Source organism: Dickeya parazeae Ech586, from assembly GCF_000025065.1.
Taxonomy (GTDB): domain Bacteria; phylum Pseudomonadota; class Gammaproteobacteria; order Enterobacterales; family Enterobacteriaceae; genus Dickeya; species Dickeya zeae.
The window spans coordinates 4,163,450-4,179,461 of the sequence record NC_013592.1 but is presented as its reverse complement, the minus strand read 5'-3'; the positions used below and the strand labels follow the sequence as shown (position 1 = coordinate 4,179,461).

Annotated in this window: 13 protein-coding genes and 2 tRNA genes; 13 read left to right on the top strand and 2 right to left on the bottom strand. The window is 54.1% G+C overall.

Annotation, left to right across the window (positions count from 1 at the left end):
• The first annotated feature begins 44 nt into the window (after positions 1 to 44).
• The gene (locus DD586_RS18160) at positions 45 to 1,037 is read left to right on the top strand and encodes an LLM class flavin-dependent oxidoreductase (RefSeq protein WP_012886281.1); all 993 of its coding nucleotides are present in this window, start codon (positions 45 to 47) and stop codon (positions 1,035 to 1,037) included.
• Here the strand turns inward: DD586_RS18160 and DD586_RS18155 are convergent.
• A complete protein-coding gene (locus DD586_RS18155; RefSeq protein ID WP_012886280.1) occupies positions 1,027 to 1,704 on the bottom strand; it encodes a hypothetical protein in 678 nt (225 codons plus the stop codon). The genes DD586_RS18160 and DD586_RS18155 overlap by 11 nt on opposite strands.
• Positions 1,705 to 2,271: 567 nt before the next feature.
• On the opposite strand from DD586_RS18155, the gene DD586_RS18150 reads away from it, so the two are divergent.
• From DD586_RS18150 to DD586_RS18140, 3 genes are all read left to right on the top strand, one after another.
• Positions 2,272 to 2,347 (top strand) — tRNA-Gly (locus DD586_RS18150).
• A 139-nt stretch (positions 2,348 to 2,486) separates the two neighbouring features.
• Positions 2,487 to 3,413: a D-2-hydroxyacid dehydrogenase gene (locus DD586_RS18145; RefSeq protein ID WP_012886279.1), complete on the top strand. Its 927-nt coding sequence runs from the start codon at positions 2,487 to 2,489 to the stop codon at positions 3,411 to 3,413.
• 215 nt (positions 3,414 to 3,628) lie between these two features.
• A tRNA-Gly gene (locus DD586_RS18140) sits at positions 3,629 to 3,704 on the top strand.
• A gap of 281 nt (positions 3,705 to 3,985) precedes the next feature.
• Here DD586_RS18140 and queG read toward each other — a convergent pair.
• Positions 3,986 to 5,125: a tRNA epoxyqueuosine(34) reductase QueG gene (gene queG, locus DD586_RS18135; protein ID WP_012886278.1), complete on the bottom strand. Its 1,140-nt coding sequence runs from the start codon at positions 5,123 to 5,125 to the stop codon at positions 3,986 to 3,988.
• Between the two features lie 224 nt (positions 5,126 to 5,349).
• Between queG and DD586_RS18130 the strand changes: the two genes are divergently transcribed.
• The 9 genes from DD586_RS18130 (at position 5,350) to hflK (ending at position 16,011) form a co-directional block, all read left to right on the top strand.
• Positions 5,350 to 6,171, top strand: coding sequence for a hypothetical protein (locus tag DD586_RS18130; RefSeq protein ID WP_228669714.1), 822 nt, complete (start codon positions 5,350 to 5,352; stop codon positions 6,169 to 6,171).
• A 108-nt stretch (positions 6,172 to 6,279) separates the two neighbouring features.
• Positions 6,280 to 7,821 carry a bifunctional ADP-dependent NAD(P)H-hydrate dehydratase/NAD(P)H-hydrate epimerase gene (gene nnr, locus DD586_RS18125; RefSeq protein ID WP_012886276.1) on the top strand — a complete coding sequence of 514 codons (1,542 nt, stop codon included), beginning with the start codon at positions 6,280 to 6,282 and terminating at the stop codon, positions 7,819 to 7,821.
• On the top strand, positions 7,818 to 8,300 hold the full coding sequence (gene tsaE / locus DD586_RS18120; RefSeq protein WP_012886275.1) for a tRNA (adenosine(37)-N6)-threonylcarbamoyltransferase complex ATPase subunit type 1 TsaE: 483 nt from the start codon (positions 7,818 to 7,820) through the stop codon (positions 8,298 to 8,300). The genes nnr and tsaE overlap by 4 nt, the downstream gene beginning before the upstream one ends.
• Entirely contained in the window at positions 8,297 to 9,988 is a 1,692-nt protein-coding gene (gene amiB, locus DD586_RS18115; RefSeq protein ID WP_012886274.1) for an N-acetylmuramoyl-L-alanine amidase AmiB, read from the top strand. The genes tsaE and amiB overlap by 4 nt, the downstream gene beginning before the upstream one ends.
• A gap of 23 nt (positions 9,989 to 10,011) precedes the next feature.
• Positions 10,012 to 11,949: a DNA mismatch repair endonuclease MutL gene (mutL, locus tag DD586_RS18110; protein ID WP_012886273.1), complete on the top strand. Its 1,938-nt coding sequence runs from the start codon at positions 10,012 to 10,014 to the stop codon at positions 11,947 to 11,949.
• Positions 11,942 to 12,883: a tRNA (adenosine(37)-N6)-dimethylallyltransferase MiaA gene (gene miaA, locus DD586_RS18105; protein ID WP_012886272.1), complete on the top strand. Its 942-nt coding sequence runs from the start codon at positions 11,942 to 11,944 to the stop codon at positions 12,881 to 12,883. Before mutL ends, miaA begins: the two co-directional genes overlap by 8 nt.
• Before the next feature lie 126 nt (positions 12,884 to 13,009).
• Complete coding sequence (gene hfq, locus DD586_RS18100) at positions 13,010 to 13,309, top strand: RNA chaperone Hfq (protein ID WP_012886271.1); 300 nt, start codon at positions 13,010 to 13,012, stop codon at positions 13,307 to 13,309.
• An 89-nt stretch (positions 13,310 to 13,398) separates the two neighbouring features.
• On the top strand, positions 13,399 to 14,700 hold the full coding sequence (gene hflX, locus DD586_RS18095; protein ID WP_012886270.1) for a ribosome rescue GTPase HflX: 1,302 nt from the start codon (positions 13,399 to 13,401) through the stop codon (positions 14,698 to 14,700).
• Between the two features lie 51 nt (positions 14,701 to 14,751).
• A complete protein-coding gene (hflK, locus tag DD586_RS18090; protein WP_012886269.1) occupies positions 14,752 to 16,011 on the top strand; it encodes an FtsH protease activity modulator HflK in 1,260 nt (419 codons plus the stop codon).
• Position 16,012: the final 1 nt, after the last annotated feature.

Genomic DNA, 16,012 nt, shown 5'->3' with positions numbered 1-16,012 from the left:
GAAAATATGCAGAAAATTCAGGCCAGATCAGAAAAAGGAAATACATGAGCTATCGTATTGGTTTATTAGATCAAAGTCCGATTGCACAAGGGATGACCGCTGCTGACGCATTGGCACAAACGACAGCGTTGGCCAGCCTCGCCGATACATTGGGGTACTCTCGCTTCTGGGTATCAGAACACCACAATTCTGATTCACTGGCAGGCTCATCGCCGGAAGTGCTGATTGCCTGGTTGCTGGCTCATACTCGCCACATCCGCATTGGTTCTGGCGGGGTGATGTTACAGCATTACAGCCCTTATAAAGTGGCAGAGAATTTCCATGTGCTGTCATCGCTGGCAGCAGACCGCGTCGACCTGGGCATTGGTAAGGCACCGGGCGGATTCCCGCTTGCCACTCGTGCGCTGCAACAGGAAATTGACCCGGCCCGCCAGGTGACATTTGACGATAAACTGCGGCAACTGCATACATTACTGGAGCCGACGTCGGCACAATCGAATTCCGGGTTGTTCGCCACGCCGCAGCCACCGGCGTCGCCATCACGTTTTTTGCTGGGAGCCAGCCCGGCAAGTGCGCGTCTGGCGGCCTCACTGGGCTGGAATTTTGTCTTTGCCGGGTTCATTCAGCCCAGTGAAAGCCTGCTGACGGAGGCGTTCCTCACCTGGCGTGAGTACCAGCCTGAACATGCACAGGCACTGTTATCGCTGTCGGTTATCGTCGCGGAAAGCCATGATGAGGCGAAAATGCTGGCGGGCGAGCGGTATAACTACAAGGTCTATATTGACGATCGTGCGCCGCTCAACGTGCTGACTCAGGAGCAGGCTGACCTGCTGGTGCAACAGGCTGGCAGTACGCAGTTCCGTATCGAAAAACAGGCGCAGAACATTTTGTATGGTACCTCGCAGGAGGTCCATCGCCAGTTGCAGCATTACCATCAGCGTTTCGGTGTCAGCGAGTTCATTATCCATACGCCAGTGAACGACCCGGCTGCACGTCTGGCGTCGATACGTGCGCTGGCTGCCGGGATCAAGGGATAGGGTTCTCTGTGGGGGCGAAGATTTCGCGTCTGGCTGCGCCCTGCCTGATGGCAAGCAACATTTCCAACAGGCTGGGGTAATCAAACAAGGCTGAAAAATCCAACGGGTGTGCTCTGTCGCCACTGGGCAGAATGTGGCATTGCAATTGCCGTTCGTAGTGACGCGGATATTGGGCTTTTTCAATCGCGGGCAATGAACGGTAATTTTTCAGTACGGCGGTGAAAAACTGTATTTGCCAGTGTGGGTGGCAATAGTTGAGGCAGGCCTGCGTGACGATGTGCTGACGCCAGGTTTGATCTTGCATGTAGGCTTCGCTCCAGGCTGCCCGGCGCTCATTCAGGGTAAACTCGCCGCTGTCATCGTAGATAATCAACGATAATTGGTGGTACGTCAGCCCGCTGAACGGGTTGGCTCCTGTGCCGTTGACAAAGGCGCTAGCCTGACGGGCACGGGCCAGCCGCTCACGAATATCGCCAGCCGGTAACGTCGTACGATCACGCTGAGCGCGCTCATCATCTTCGATGCCGGTGAGTTGATCGAGCAGTGCGCGGGCTTTTTGATGTAATTGCTGTCGGCCCATGGTGGCTTCCCGGATACGGGAACGCTCGGCAGCGTCATGTAATTGCCGTTCGAGCAAAGAAGATAAAAATATATTAATATCTGGCATAAGCGTTCTCTCCAGAAATGAGCCAGCAACCTGCTTTTTAAAACGGCTTTTTAAAAGCCTGCATAAAAAGAATGAAAATGAAATAGTGGTTGTGGTGTTGTCGAGTAATATACCCGCCAGATATCAGACTTCCGTTGCACGGTACAAACACATTGCACCTGGCTTTGTAGACTGAATATTTGGGTATAACGCTATTTGAAACTGACATTATTATTTTTAGTGTGATGTGCCAGCCGTGGACGTTTTTATTCCGTGTCGGCTTAATTTGCCAGAATGAGAGAGCACACTCAATCAGATTTTATATCTAAAGCTACCAATTTATTTCATTAACGTAATATATGCTCGTTGTTCATCGTTCCCTGTTGGTTTGAACGCCCGTGTGATGGCATGATGTTCTGTTGGCGATATTATAAGCAAACAAAGCAGGGGCGTGAAAAAAGGCTTGCCAGCGTGTGATAACCGGTCCATAATCAGCGCCATTCCAAACGCCTTAAAGTGTTAAAGCCTTTATAATCAGTAGATTACAAAGAATTAGGTGCTTCAAGGCGCTTTGAATAATCCTCCTAAGCGGGAATAGCTCAGTTGGTAGAGCACGACCTTGCCAAGGTCGGGGTCGCGAGTTCGAGTCTCGTTTCCCGCTCCAAATTTTCTTTTCTGTCTCAGTCAATACACCATCTTCTTAATATTCCAATTTCTTATTCGTTAACCCATAAGTCGCTGCTATTTGGCACGATTGTGATTTCCTATATCATCGATGCCATGATTGTTCACTGGTGATAACGATGACATCCATTTTGCTGTTGGATTCCCGCGCAGAGGAACTGCGAGACGTTCTGTATGGTAAAGCGCCCGAGCTGCCGCTGGTTATCGGTTCTGGCGAGCCTGAGCAGGCCGCTACGTGCGATATTTGGGTTGGCGAGCCGGATAAAGCCGCCCGCCTGTTGGCGTTGGGCGTTAAACCCCGCTGGCTGCAGTCAACCTGGGCGGGGTATCAGCCGTTGCTGGCCGCCGGGTTACCGCGTGATTATCGGTTAAGTCGGGCTGTCGGTGTGTTTGGTCAGCCGATCGCGGAATATGTCATTGCGTATCTGCTACAGCATGAGCTGCATTTGTCGCAACGCTATCAGAGCCAGCGCGACGGCGAATGGAAGAAGATTTTACCGGGGTCACTGTTCGGGCGTCAGGTGCTGATTGTTGGCGCGGGGGATATCGGCCGGGAAGTGGCGACTTTTCTGCAGCCTTTTGGTGTGGTGTTGCGTGGTATTGCACATTCACCACGCGAGATGTCGATGTTTGAACGTGTGGACGCTCTGGCCTCGCTTGAACAGGCGGTGACCTCAGCCGATTACGTCGTCAATATCCTGCCGGATACGCCCGCGACGACAGATATCTACCATTCCGGGGTGTTTGCCGCGATGAAGCCTTCCGCATTATTCATCAATGTCGGGCGTGGCACCGCGGTAGTGGATGCGGATTTGTGTGCGGCGCTGCGTCAACAACGCATTGCCGGAGCCGTGTTGGATGTCTTCAGGCAGGAACCATTGCCACAGACGCACCCGTTTTGGCAGACGCCGAATCTCACGGTAACCACGCATGTTGCTGGTCCGCTGGTGCCTGCCCGGTTGGGGCAGTTGTTTTTAGCTAACCTGCAGCGCTTTCGGCAGGGGGCGTCGATGGCGGGTGAAGTGGATTTCTCGCGGTCTTACTGACGGTAACCTGTTGGTTTGAAAGGGGCGGAATAAAATTACTTCTTCCCCCCTTGTCAGAAGGGGTGGATTGGTTCATAATGCTGCCCTCTTTGCGATACAGCTTTTAAAACGCAATTAAATCAACAGGTTAATTGTAGTGTCATAAAAGCAGTGCAAAATTTGGCCGCGCTGGTTTGCGTTTATAGAAAAAACGTCAATACTTAAGCGTTGCGTGTGCGGGAATAGCTCAGTTGGTAGAGCACGACCTTGCCAAGGTCGGGGTCGCGAGTTCGAGTCTCGTTTCCCGCTCCAGTTTTTAGTTCCTCAGTCTCTTCCTGTTTATATCGTTTTTCTGCATACATTCATACTTTTCTGAACAGACTTATCCACAGCCTGAAAACAGCCCGCGTGCGTCCAGAGCAAAACATCATAAGAAAGAGACTATTTCAATTCATTGAAATAAAAAGAAAAATTTATGATAAAAAACGCTATCCAGATCACTTGTACTTTTTGTGATGCTTGATTGACAACGTTTTTTTAAAATTATCCACAGACGAATGGTTCAGTATCATCAACCATTGCAATGTGAAATATCAGGCATCGCGCGGTAATCCTTTCTCTATCGCACGAACCAGCCGCCTTTTTTGCGGCATCTGGACGTCAAGGGCGTGTTGCTCGCGCCGAATCAGCTGTTGGTTGATGGCCCAGTGAATGTGTTCATCCAGCAAGGCACTTTCTCCCAGTCGACTTTGCAGCGCCAGCACAATGCTATCTTCATAAGGCGCGTTGCCCAGTGCGACAGCGATATTGCGTAGCCAGCGTTCGTGGCCGATGCGTCGAATGGCCGAGCCTTCAGTCACTCGCAGGAAGCGAGCCTCATCCCAGCCAAACAATTCCAGTAACGCCGGCGCGTGTAACGCGGCGCGTGGGCTGAAATCGGGTTCATCGGTAAGCTGCGAGAAGCGGTTCCAGGGGCAAATCAACTGACAATCGTCACAGCCATAGATCCGATTTCCCATTAAAGGGCGTAGAGCTTCAGGAATAGCGCCTTCCAGTTCAATCGTCAGATAGGAGATGCAGCGTCGGGCATCAACGGTATAAGGCTCGACAATGGCACCCGTCGGGCATGTCGTCATGCACGCGACGCATTTGCCACACTGTTCTTCAACCGGCTGATCTACCGGCAAAGGCAGGTCAATTAGCAATTCCCCCAGAAAGAACCACGAGCCCGCTTCCCGGTTCAATATCAGTGAGTGCTTGCCAACCCAACCTAGCCCGGCTTTAGCGGCCAGTGGCCGTTCCATGATCGGTGCTGAATCGACAAAGGGACGAAACTGTAATTCGCCGCAGTGTGCCTGAATCTGATCGCCCAGCTTTTTTAGCCGTTGACGTAATAACTTATGATAATCGCGCCCCAGCGCGTAACGGCTGACATAACCAAGCTGTGGATTTTTCAATGTGCTGGCAAACGCGGCTTTGGCTGGCAGGTAATTCATACGCACGCTGATGACACGTAACGTACCGGGCAGCAGCTCATGTGGACGGGCTCGCATCATGCCATGACGCGCCATCCATTCCATTTCACCGTGATACTGCTTATCGAGCCACGCCTGAAGTCGGGGTTCTTCATCAGACAAATCGGTATCGCAAATCCCCACATGCTGGAAACCCAATTCCTGCCCCCAGAGTTTAATGCGCTGTGCGAGTTCGTTGAGGTCGTAGGGGTATGTCATGCGTAACCATTGGGGAAAAAACCGGGAAGCTATTTTATCACATTCTCCTCACATCGTTGGTAGTGAGCAGAGACCATCATGTAATAAATAGAAATATTTATTAATACTTTTGCATGATGTGTCGATAACTTGAGCAAACTGGCAATTATTCTAATGACTCTGGGAGGAACGGCGTGGAGACACTAACGCTTTCGGCTTACCGGTTGGTAAATCAGGATGTGAATGTGCGTATTAATCCTGCTCAACCACAGGAAACGACCTTGCAATATGCAGCGTCCACGGAGAACGCCTCTGTTGCATACGTTTATATCAGTGACGAGGGGCGGCAACTGGCACAGGGCGATGTTGTGGATTCACCCGCGCGGTACTATTTTTCTTCTCAGATTGAGAATGGATTGTCAGCGGCGCTGGCTGAACAACCGGAACAGGTTTCGCAGGCGATATATCGTCTGATTGACGACAAGATAGTGAATGCGGCTGAGTCGAACGACGAGCAACGACAACTGGCATTGGAACTGGGTTTGTCGCAGGCCAGCTACTTTGCCGAGCAGTATTTAAGCGGCGATAAGAAAGCCGCATTTATGGAAAGTATCAATCTGCTGGCCTCTGTGGTGAAAACACGCCAGGTGGGTGACGATGGTTCGGTTTCTTACCTTACCCTGCCGGAGCGTGTTCCCGGTACGAATGAATATAAGGTGGATGCTTCCGCGCTTATGAAGGAAAAAGATCCTGAGCGCTATCAGGCCTATCTAAGCGCACTGGAAAGTGGGGGTGACTGGTCCACGCCTTATCTCGATTTCGTCAAGCAGTTCCCCCAGCACCCTGACTGGCTCAGTGAATATCAGACCAATGCTGACAAATTGTTCCAGTCGATTGCCGGCGAGCCGGTAACGACACGTTTTGCTCAGGCGGATGTGTCTTCGTCAGTCGCGTGGATAAATGATGTCCGTGAAACGTTACGGATGAGCAGCGACGAACACACCGTACAGACGCATATTCAGGCATTAAAACAGTTTGTCGATGTGCTGGAAGGGGCGGTGCGCTGAACTAAATAAAGGCCGGTTGTTATCGTTTTCGGTATCCCTGCATATGGCGCTTCCCGGCAGAGCTTGCTAAGTTGAGGCGCACAATTCTGCTACCGACGGAGGGATGACATGCATCAGAACCAATGCGTGTATCAGCCCGGCGGATCATTACCCGACCTGCCTCATACTGTCTTTTTGCCTGACTGGTTGCGCCGCGAGGAGCCGCATGCGGCGCAGTCAATCGGCGTTTCATTGTATACGCTTATGCAGCGAGCCGGGGCGGCGGCCTTTCACATCGCCCGACAACATTATCCTGCTGCCCGACACTGGTTGATTCTGTGCGGGCATGGCAACAATGGTGGCGACGGCTATGTGATGGCCACGCTGGCACGTGCTGCGGGCATAACGGTAACGCTAGTGGCGGTAAGCGGTGATCGGCCTCTGCCGCCGGAGGCGCATCTGGCGCATCAGGCGTGGCATGATGCCGGTGGCAGTGAGCAGCATAGCGAGGCACCGTGGCCTGATGATGTGGATTTGATTGTCGATGGCCTGTTGGGAACCGGTCTGGCATCGGCCCCTCGTGCGCCCTATGACGGCTTGATTGTTCAGGCCAATCGCCATCCTGCGCCGATTATCGCACTGGATATTCCTTCCGGGTTGAACGCACACACCGGCGCTTATGCTGGCGCGGTGATTCATGCCGCGCATACGGTTACTTTTATCACGCTAAAACCCGGCTTACTAACCGGTCAGGCGAGAGATGTCGTCGGGCAACTTCATCACCATGATTTGGGGTTGGGCGACTGGCTGGCTGAGCAGACTGCGCCGATTGCGCGTTTGACGGCAGCCTCATTAACACAATGGCTAACGCCGCGGCGTCCGGGCGCGCACAAAGGTGATCATGGCCGCTTATTGATTATCGGCGGCGATGAGGGCACCGGTGGTGCGGTTTTTATGGCCGGAGAAGCTGCGTTACGCAGTGGTGCTGGCTTGGTGCGAGTGCTTACTCACAAAAGCTATCTGGCTGCTTTGCTGGTGGCCCGTCCGGAATTGATGGTGCAGGAACTGACGACAGATTCGGTCAAAGCAGGCATTGCGTGGGCGGATGTGGTAGTTATCGGGCCAGGGTTAGGGCAGCGGGAGTGGGGAAAAAACGCACTGCGAATCGTGGAAAATTGTAACAAATCCATGTTATGGGATGCTGATGCACTCAACCTGCTGGCAATCAGCCCGCATAAACGTCAGAATCGCGTTTTGACGCCTCACCCCGGCGAGGCGGCCCGTCTGTTGAACTGCCGGATTGCCGATATCGAAAGTGACCGCTTACTTGCCGCACAACGTTTAGTGAAACGTTATGGCGGCGTGGTGGTGCTGAAAGGTGCCGGTACGGTGCTGGCCAGTGAGCAGGGCAACGTCGCGATTGCCGATGTCGGGAATCCCGGCATGGCGACCGGTGGCATGGGCGATGTGCTGGCGGGGATGATTGGGGCGATGCTGGCGCAAGGGCTGTCGTTGTACGACGCAACTTGCGCGGGCTGTGTGGCCCACGGTGCGGCGGCGGACTGGCTGGCGCAGCGTCAGGGCACACGCGGGATGTTGGCAACCGATTTGATGGCGGTATTGCCGCAGTATGTAAATCCTGAGCGGATATCCTTAGAAAACACAGAATGAAGACGCTTTTGTTACCTTTGCCGGATGAGGCAGCCACGATTGCGCTGGGGGCGGCGTTAGCCAAAGCCTGCGAGCGCGCTACCATTATTTATCTACTGGGTGACCTGGGGGCAGGAAAAACTACACTGAGTCGTGGGTTCCTGCAGGCGTTGGGTCATCAGGGCAATGTGAAAAGTCCAACCTATACGCTGGTGGAGCCTTATACGCTGTTGCCGCGCCCGGTATATCACTTCGACCTTTATCGACTGGCCGACCCGGAAGAACTGGAGTTCATGGGTATCCGTGATTATTTGTCGCAGGACGCACTCTGCCTGATTGAGTGGCCACAGCAAGGTGCGGGTATTCTGCCGCAGGCAGATATTGAGTTACTGCTGGGTTATCAGGGCGAGGGGCGCCAGGCAGAGATCAACGCGGGAACCCCCGAGGGTGAGCGGATTGTGGCGATACTGGCTGCGCAGTCGGAGCAGGAAACGCCATGACGGTGCGGTTGATGAATGCCCTATCAGGGCTATTGCTGATGCTATCCTGGCCGCTGTGGGCAAGCAGCCTGACTGATATTCGGGTAAATAATGCCGCCAGCGAGGCAGTCGTGACCTTGAGTTTCAGTGGTCAGCCGGTATACGAGTATTTCTCGCTGGATAACCCGAACCGGGTGGTTATCGATATTAGCCAGTCAGGGGTGATGAAAGGGTTGCCGCTGACATTTAACGGCCAAAATCTGATAGCGCGTATTCGTTCCAGTAACGCCAAAGACCCGAAAAGTCTGCGACTGGTGCTGGATCTGACCCAGAAGGTACAGGTTAAGGCGGCAAAAGAGGGCAATGGTGCCGTCTTTACGCTGACTGGCGAACGTAAAACGGTGGCCCGCAAGACGGTAACGCCGTCGGCGCAACCATCAACGCCGGTTGTTGGACGCAACCCGCTGATGTCCCCATCGCCGTCGGTTGCTGCCACCCCGACTCGTGTATCGGGAAGGGTAGGAAATGGCGAGAAAATTATTGTCGCGATTGACGCAGGCCACGGTGGTCAGGACCCAGGGGCGACCGGGCCGGGCGGGCTGCATGAAAAAAACGTCACTATCTCCATAGCCCGTAAATTGCGCGCCATTATGAGCGCTGACCCGGAGTTCAAACCGGTGTTGACCCGCGATGGCGACTACTTTATCTCGGTCATGGGGCGTTCCGATGTGGCGCGCAAGCAAGGGGCTAACCTGCTGGTGTCGATTCACGCAGATGCCGCGCCTAACCGTGGCGCGACGGGGGCATCCGTTTGGGTGCTGTCTAACCGGCGTGCCAACAGCGAAATGGCGAACTGGCTGGAACAGCATGAAAAGCAGTCTGAGTTATTAGGTGGTGCGGGCGATTTGCTGGCTAACAGCGCAGCCGACCCTTACCTGAGTCAGGCGGTGCTGGATTTGCAGTTCGGGCATTCTCAGCGAGTGGGTTACGATGTGGCGGTAAAAGTACTGCATGAATTGCAGCGGGTCGGTTACTTGCATAAACGCCGACCGGAACACGCCAGTCTGGGTGTCCTGCGTTCACCGGATATTCCATCATTACTGGTGGAAACTGGGTTTATTTCTAATCCGAGCGAGGAACGGCTGCTAGGCAGCAACGAGTATCAGGAAAAAATCACTAACGCTATCTACCTTGGGTTGCGTAGCTATTTCCAGACTCATCCGTTACAAAACGTCCCAAAGCAGGAAAACCGTCCGCTCGCCCCGCAGACGCAGACGGTGAAAAAAACACAAGCCGCTGAGCCTGTTCAGACAGCGAGCGGGGCAACGGTACGCCATACGGTGGTGACCGGAGAAACCTTATCGGGGATCGCCGCGCATTATGGCGTTAGTATGGACGCTATTCGGGACATCAACCGCCTGAAAAAAGACGTAGTCTGGGTAGGGCAGCGGCTGAAGATACCGTCTAGTGCTTCATCGACGACCAGAACAGCGTCAGTGCCAGCGGCGACGAGCAAGCCTGTAGTGGCTTCATCAACGTCACGCGTAAAGAAAACCGCAACCGTGATAAAGCACAAGGTGGTGCGGGGCGATACGCTGAGTGATATCGCGGCACACTATGGCGTCAGTATGAAAGCTATTCAGCAGGCGAACAACATGTCTTCCGGAACGGTGCAGTTGGGGCAAACGCTGATCATCCCCTCTGCCTGATTCAGGGGAAACGAGGAGAATCCATGTCGATTCAGGTACTGCCCCCCCAGTTGGCGAACCAGATCGCCGCTGGCGAGGTAGTGGAGCGACCCGCTTCTGTCGTCAAAGAACTGGTGGAAAACAGTCTGGATGCCGGTGCGACGCGAATCGATATCGAAATCGAACGCGGTGGCGCGAAGCTGATTCGTATTCGGGATAACGGCTGCGGTATCAGTAAGGCGGATCTGGCGCTGGCGTTAGCGCGTCATGCCACCAGTAAGATCGCTACACTTGATGATCTGGAGGCGATTGTCAGCCTGGGATTTCGCGGTGAAGCACTGGCCAGTATCAGTTCGGTTTCACGCCTGACGCTGACTTCCCGTACCGACGCGCAGACAGAAGCGTGGCAAGCCTACGCCGAAGGGCGCGAGATGGCGGTGACCGTCAAGCCAGCGGCGCACCCGGTGGGGACGACGCTGGAAGTGCTGGACTTGTTCTACAATACCCCGGCCAGACGTAAGTTTCTGCGTACCGAAAAGACAGAATTCATGCACATTGATGAGGTCGTGCGGCGCATTGCGCTGGCGCGCTTCGATGTGGCGATAACGTTGCACCACAATGGTAAGTTGATTCGACAATACCGCGCCGTATCGGAGTCGGCACAGCGTGAACGGCGGCTGGGTAGTATTTGTGGGGCAGCATTTTTACAGCATGCGTTAGCGGTTTCCTGGCAGCATGGCGATTTGAATATTCATGGCTGGGTGGCCGATCCGGCAGGCTCACGCCAGTTACCTGAAATGCAGTACTGCTATGTCAATCAGCGCATGATGCGCGATCGTTTGATTAATCATGCGATTCGTCAGGCGTATCAGGATCAATTACGTGATGAACAGCAACCGGCTTACGTCCTGTATCTGGAGGTTGACCCCCATCAGGTGGATGTGAATGTGCATCCGGCGAAGCATGAAGTACGCTTTCATCAGGCCCGGCTGGTGCATGACTTTATCTATCAGGCGGTGATGACCGTATTGCAGCAGGCAGCGTCACCGGGCCTGAATGGGATGGGTGATACGCAGATGGCGTCAACGGTGTGGCAGCCGGAAAACCGCACCGCCGCGGGGGAAAATCATTTTGCCCGACCGGCAACGCCAACATTGACGTCGGAGCTGCGCTCCTCTGCCTTCACCGCTCGTGAATCGGGTGAAGTGGGGCGTCCGGCGCGCGAGTCGCAGCCAGCCCGTACCCAGACGGCGGGTTACGATAAGAAACAGGGTGAGCTGTACCAGCGCTTGCTGCATACCGAATCCTCAGGCCCGCAGACGGTTGCTCGCGAGGCACCGCCCGCGCAGGATTCGCTGGTGAAGCCGCATTACGTGGCGGAGAAAACAGCGGTGGCCGATGACCTGCCGCTGGCGAGCCACTCGCTGGGGTTAGGACGTGTGTTGACTGTCTATCCTCCAGCTTATGCATTGGTGGAGTACCGGCAGGGGCTGGCACTCTTGTCGTTAGTCGTCGCGGAGCGTTATCTGCGTCAGGCGCAATTGACGCCGCCGCAGAATGGCGAAGGATTGCGCCCTCAGCCATTATTAATCCCGCAGCGACTGACGCTGAATGCATCCGAACTGGCGGTTGTCCAGCAGCAACAGCCGTTGCTGGCCCTGATGGGCATAGAGGTTGAGGTAGCGCCGCCGCGCGCTACGCTGCGGGCGGTACCTTTACCATTGAGACAACAAAATTTACAAAACTTGATTTCTGACCTGCTAGGCTATCTCGCTGATTCTCATGACGTGAAGCCTGATGCCGTAGCGGCGTGGATAGCCGGACAGCTCGGCAGTGAGCGTGAAAGCTGGACGTTGCCACAGGCCGTACAGTTGCTGTCCGATGTCGAGCGTCTGTGCCCTGTGCAAGTGAAAACGCCGCCGTCAGAATTGTTATATGTGATGGATATTGAATCTGCCATCAAGGCGTTGAAGCATGAATGAGTTTGACACGGCGCAATACCCGCCAGCCATTTTTATTATGGGGCCGACGGCTTCCGGGAAAACCGCGCTGGCGATGGCATTGCGCGAGCACCTTCCCGTTGAGTTGATTAGCGTGGATTCGGCGCTGATTTATCGTGGTATGGATATCGGCACGGCAAAGCCCAGTCAGGAAGAACTGGCGCGGGCTCCACACCGTTTGCTGGATATCCTGGATCCGGCACAGGCCTATTCAGCCGCCGATTTTCGACGTGATGCGTTGCAGGCGATGGCGGAGGTCACCGCCGCCGGGCGTATTCCATTGCTGGTAGGCGGCACCATGCTGTATTTCAAAGCGCTGCTGGAAGGATTGTCGCCGTTACCATCGGCAGATGCCAGCATACGGCAAGAGATTGAAGAACGTGCGCGTACCGAGGGGTGGGAAGCGTTACATCGTCAGCTCAGTGCCATCGATCCGGTGGCGGCGGCTCGGATTCATCCAAATGATCCGCAGAGACTGTCTCGGGCACTGGAAGTTTTTTTCGTTTCAGGTAACACTTTAACTGAGTTGACAAAGACATCCGGTGAAGCGTTGCCCTATCGTGTTCATCAGTTTGCGATTGCTCCGGCGACACGTGAGTTGTTGCATGAACGGATAGCGTTACGTTTTCGGCAGATGTTGGAATCAGGTTTTGAAACAGAGGCCCGGGCATTGTTTGCCCGACCAGATCTGAACCCTGCGTTGCCGTCAATTCGTTGTGTCGGATACCGCCAGATGTGGTCATATTTGTCGGGCGAGATCGATTACGATGAGATGGTGTATCGTGGCATCTGCGCTACCCGGCAACTGGCGAAACGCCAGATGACCTGGTTGCGTGGCTGGGAAGGGGTGCGCTGGCTTGACAGCGATCAGCCCGCAGAAGCGTTACGCACGGTGATTCAGGTTGTTAGTGCATAGGTTAGACGATTGTGTACAATTGCCTGTGTCTACAATTGACTGATTCTCGGCACAAATTTTTATAACGTTATTTTAGGGCCGCAGGGTTCTTTGTTACAAACAACAAGCAAATAAGGAAAATATAGAATGGCTAAGGGGCAATCTTTGCAAGATCCGTTCTTGAACGCTTTGCGTCGTGAACGTGTTCCGGTTTCGATTTATTTGGTTAACGGCATCAAACTGCAAGGCCAGATTGAGTCTTTCGATCAGTTTGTGATTCTGCTGAAAAACACGGTTAGTCAGATGGTGTACAAACACGCCATTTCAACGGTAGTTCCTTCTCGCCCGGTATCGCATCACAGTAATAATCCTGGCTCAAATAACTACCATGCCAACAATCAGGCGGCGCAGCAACAGCCGCAACAGGAAAGTGATGACGCTGAATAACGCGTCCTTACCAGTTTACCACGGCGGGAAAAGTGCTGATTTCAGCGGCTTTCACTGCCGTGGTCGCTTTTTTCTGAGAGGGTGTCCGGTTGTTTGACCGTTATGAAGCCGGTGAACAGGCCATACTAGTTCATATTTACTTTTCGCAAGAGAAAGATACTGAAGACCTGCTGGAGTTCGAGTCTCTGGTGTCTTCAGCCGGAATAGACGCGTTGCAGGTGATTACCGGCAGCCGTAAAGCGCCGCACTCCAAATATTTTGTCGGCGAAGGCAAGGCGGAGGAAATCGCGCAGGCGGTTAAAGCGACCGGTGCCTTTGTCGTGTTGTTTAATCATGCGTTGACGCCAGCGCAAGAGCGTAATCTGGAGCGGCTTTGCGAGTGCCGGGTGATTGACCGTACCGGGTTGATTCTGGATATCTTTGCTCAGCGCGCCCGTACCCATGAAGGGAAATTACAGGTTGAGCTGGCGCAATTACGCCATCTGGCGACGCGTCTGGTTCGTGGCTGGACGCACCTTGAGCGCCAGAAAGGTGGTATCGGTTTGCGTGGGCCGGGTGAAACCCAGTTGGAAACCGACCGACGTTTATTACGCAATCGCATCAGCCAGATTCTGTCACGCCTTGAGCGGGTGGAAAAACAGCGCGAGCAGGGGCGGCGGGCACGTACGCGAGCTGAAGTGCCGACCGTTTCGCTGGTGGGATACACCAACGCGGGTAAATCAACCCTGTTCAATCGTATGACTGCTGCGGATGTCTATGCTGCAGACCAGTTGTTTGCCACACTGGATCCGACATTGCGCCGTATTGAGGTCGATGATGTCGGTGATACTGTGCTGGCAGATACAGTCGGGTTTATCCGCGATTTGCCGCATGACCTGGTGGCGGCATTCAAGGCGACATTGCAGGAAACCCGGGAAGCCACCTTATTACTGCACGTGGTCGATGCCTCCGACGCCCGTGTCGATGAAAATATCGACGCCGTTAACGAGGTGTTAGCCGAGATAGAAGCGGATGATATTCCTTTTTTACTGGTCATGAACAAAATTGACCGGCTGGAGAATATTGCACCGCGTATCGACCGTGATGAGGAAAACCGCCCAGTCAGGGTATGGCTTTCTGCTCAAACCGGGGAAGGAATCCCATTATTATTTCAGGCGTTAACCGAACGACTGTCCGGGGAGATTGCGCATTATTCGTTGCATCTTCCGGCAGGGGCCGGTCGCCTGAGAAGTCGTTTTTATCAGCTTCAGGCAATAGAAAAAGAGTGGATTGAGGAAGACGGCAGCGTAGGGTTGGTGGTCAGAATGCCCATTATCGACTGGCGGCGCCTGTGTAAACAGGAGCAGAAATTGCAAGATTATATTGTCTCATCGACACAGACAGTCTCGTAACTCTGGGACATTGACCCCGAAAAATACCTATCATAATGAATGGAGCTAAACATGGCGTGGAATCAGCCCGGTAACAACGGACAGGACCGCGACCCGTGGGGGAGCAGCAATAACAATAGCGGCAACTCTGGCGGAAACAATAAAGGTGGACGGGATCAGGGGCCGCCTGACCTCGATGATATTTTCCGTAAGTTGAGCAAAAAACTCGGCGATCTGGGCGGTAAATCATCAGGTTCCGGCTCTGGTTCTCAGGGCGGCAGTGGAAACAGCGGCCGTATTCTGGGGCTGGTCGTGGCGGCAGTCGTGGTGGTATGGGGTGTCAGCGGTTTTTATACCATCAAGGAAGCCGAACGTGGTGTGGTCACCCGCTTTGGCAAATTCAGCCATCTGGTGGGGCCAGGCCTGAACTGGAAACCGACCTTTGTTGATGCGGTACGCGCTGTCAACGTTGAGTCAGTCCGCGAGCTGGCGACCTCCGGCGTTATGCTGACATCCGACGAAAACGTGGTGCGGGTGGAGATGAACGTCCAGTACCGTGTCACTCAGCCGGAAAAATACCTGTTTAGCGTTACCAATGCTGACGACAGCCTGCGTCAGGCGACCGATAGCGCGCTGCGTGGCGTTATCGGCAAGTACACGATGGATAAAATCCTGACTGAAGGGCGTACCATTGTGCGTACGGATACCCAGCGTGTGCTGGAAGAGACCGTGCGTCCGTACGATATGGGGATTACCTTGCTGGATGTGAACTTCCAGACTGCCCGTCCGCCTGAAGAAGTCAAAGCCGCATTTGACGATGCGATTGCCGCCCGTGAAAACGAGCAGCAGTACATTCGTGAAGCGGAAGCCTACGCTAACGAAGTCCAGCCGCGCGCCAATGGTCAGGCACAGCGTATTCTGGAAGAATCCCGCGCCTATAAAGACCGTACCGTGCTGGAAGCGCAAGGTGAGGTGTCTCGTTTCTCTCGTCTGTTGCCGGAATATAAGGCTGCACCGGAAATTACCCGTGAGCGTCTCTATATTGAAACCATGGAACGTGTGCTGAGCCACACCAACAAGGTGCTGGTGAGTGACAAGAGCAACAACCTGATGGTGCTGCCGCTCGATCAATTGATGCGAGGTCAGGGGAGTTTCCCGGCAACCGCACCTGCCAACGGCAATGCAGCGAATCCCGCGCCGTTGCGCCTGCCGTCGACATCCGGCGGTAACGGTGCCAGCTATGCGCCCCGTTCTTCCAACAACGGTAATATTATGGATCAACGCCGCGCCAACGCGCAGCGTGACGAGATCATTCGCGTAGGGAGAGAATAAT

Bases quoted from the DNA above. Each gene is read 5' to 3' on its own strand.
- DD586_RS18155 (WP_012886280.1), bottom strand. From the start codon at position 1,704: ATGCCAGATATTAATATATTTTTATCTTCTTTGCTCGAACGGCAATTA.
- hflK (WP_012886269.1), top strand. From the start codon at position 14,752: ATGGCGTGGAATCAGCCCGGTAACAACGGACAGGACCGCGACCCGTGG.
- tsaE (WP_012886275.1), top strand. From the start codon at position 7,818: ATGAAGACGCTTTTGTTACCTTTGCCGGATGAGGCAGCCACGATTGCG.
- hfq (WP_012886271.1), top strand. From the start codon at position 13,010: ATGGCTAAGGGGCAATCTTTGCAAGATCCGTTCTTGAACGCTTTGCGT.
- mutL (WP_012886273.1), top strand. From the start codon at position 10,012: ATGTCGATTCAGGTACTGCCCCCCCAGTTGGCGAACCAGATCGCCGCT.
- miaA (WP_012886272.1), top strand. From the start codon at position 11,942: ATGAATGAGTTTGACACGGCGCAATACCCGCCAGCCATTTTTATTATG.
- amiB (WP_012886274.1), top strand. From the start codon at position 8,297: ATGACGGTGCGGTTGATGAATGCCCTATCAGGGCTATTGCTGATGCTA.
- DD586_RS18160 (WP_012886281.1), top strand. From the start codon at position 45: ATGAGCTATCGTATTGGTTTATTAGATCAAAGTCCGATTGCACAAGGG.
- queG (WP_012886278.1), bottom strand. From the start codon at position 5,125: ATGACATACCCCTACGACCTCAACGAACTCGCACAGCGCATTAAACTC.
- nnr (WP_012886276.1), top strand. From the start codon at position 6,280: ATGCATCAGAACCAATGCGTGTATCAGCCCGGCGGATCATTACCCGAC.
- DD586_RS18145 (WP_012886279.1), top strand. From the start codon at position 2,487: ATGACATCCATTTTGCTGTTGGATTCCCGCGCAGAGGAACTGCGAGAC.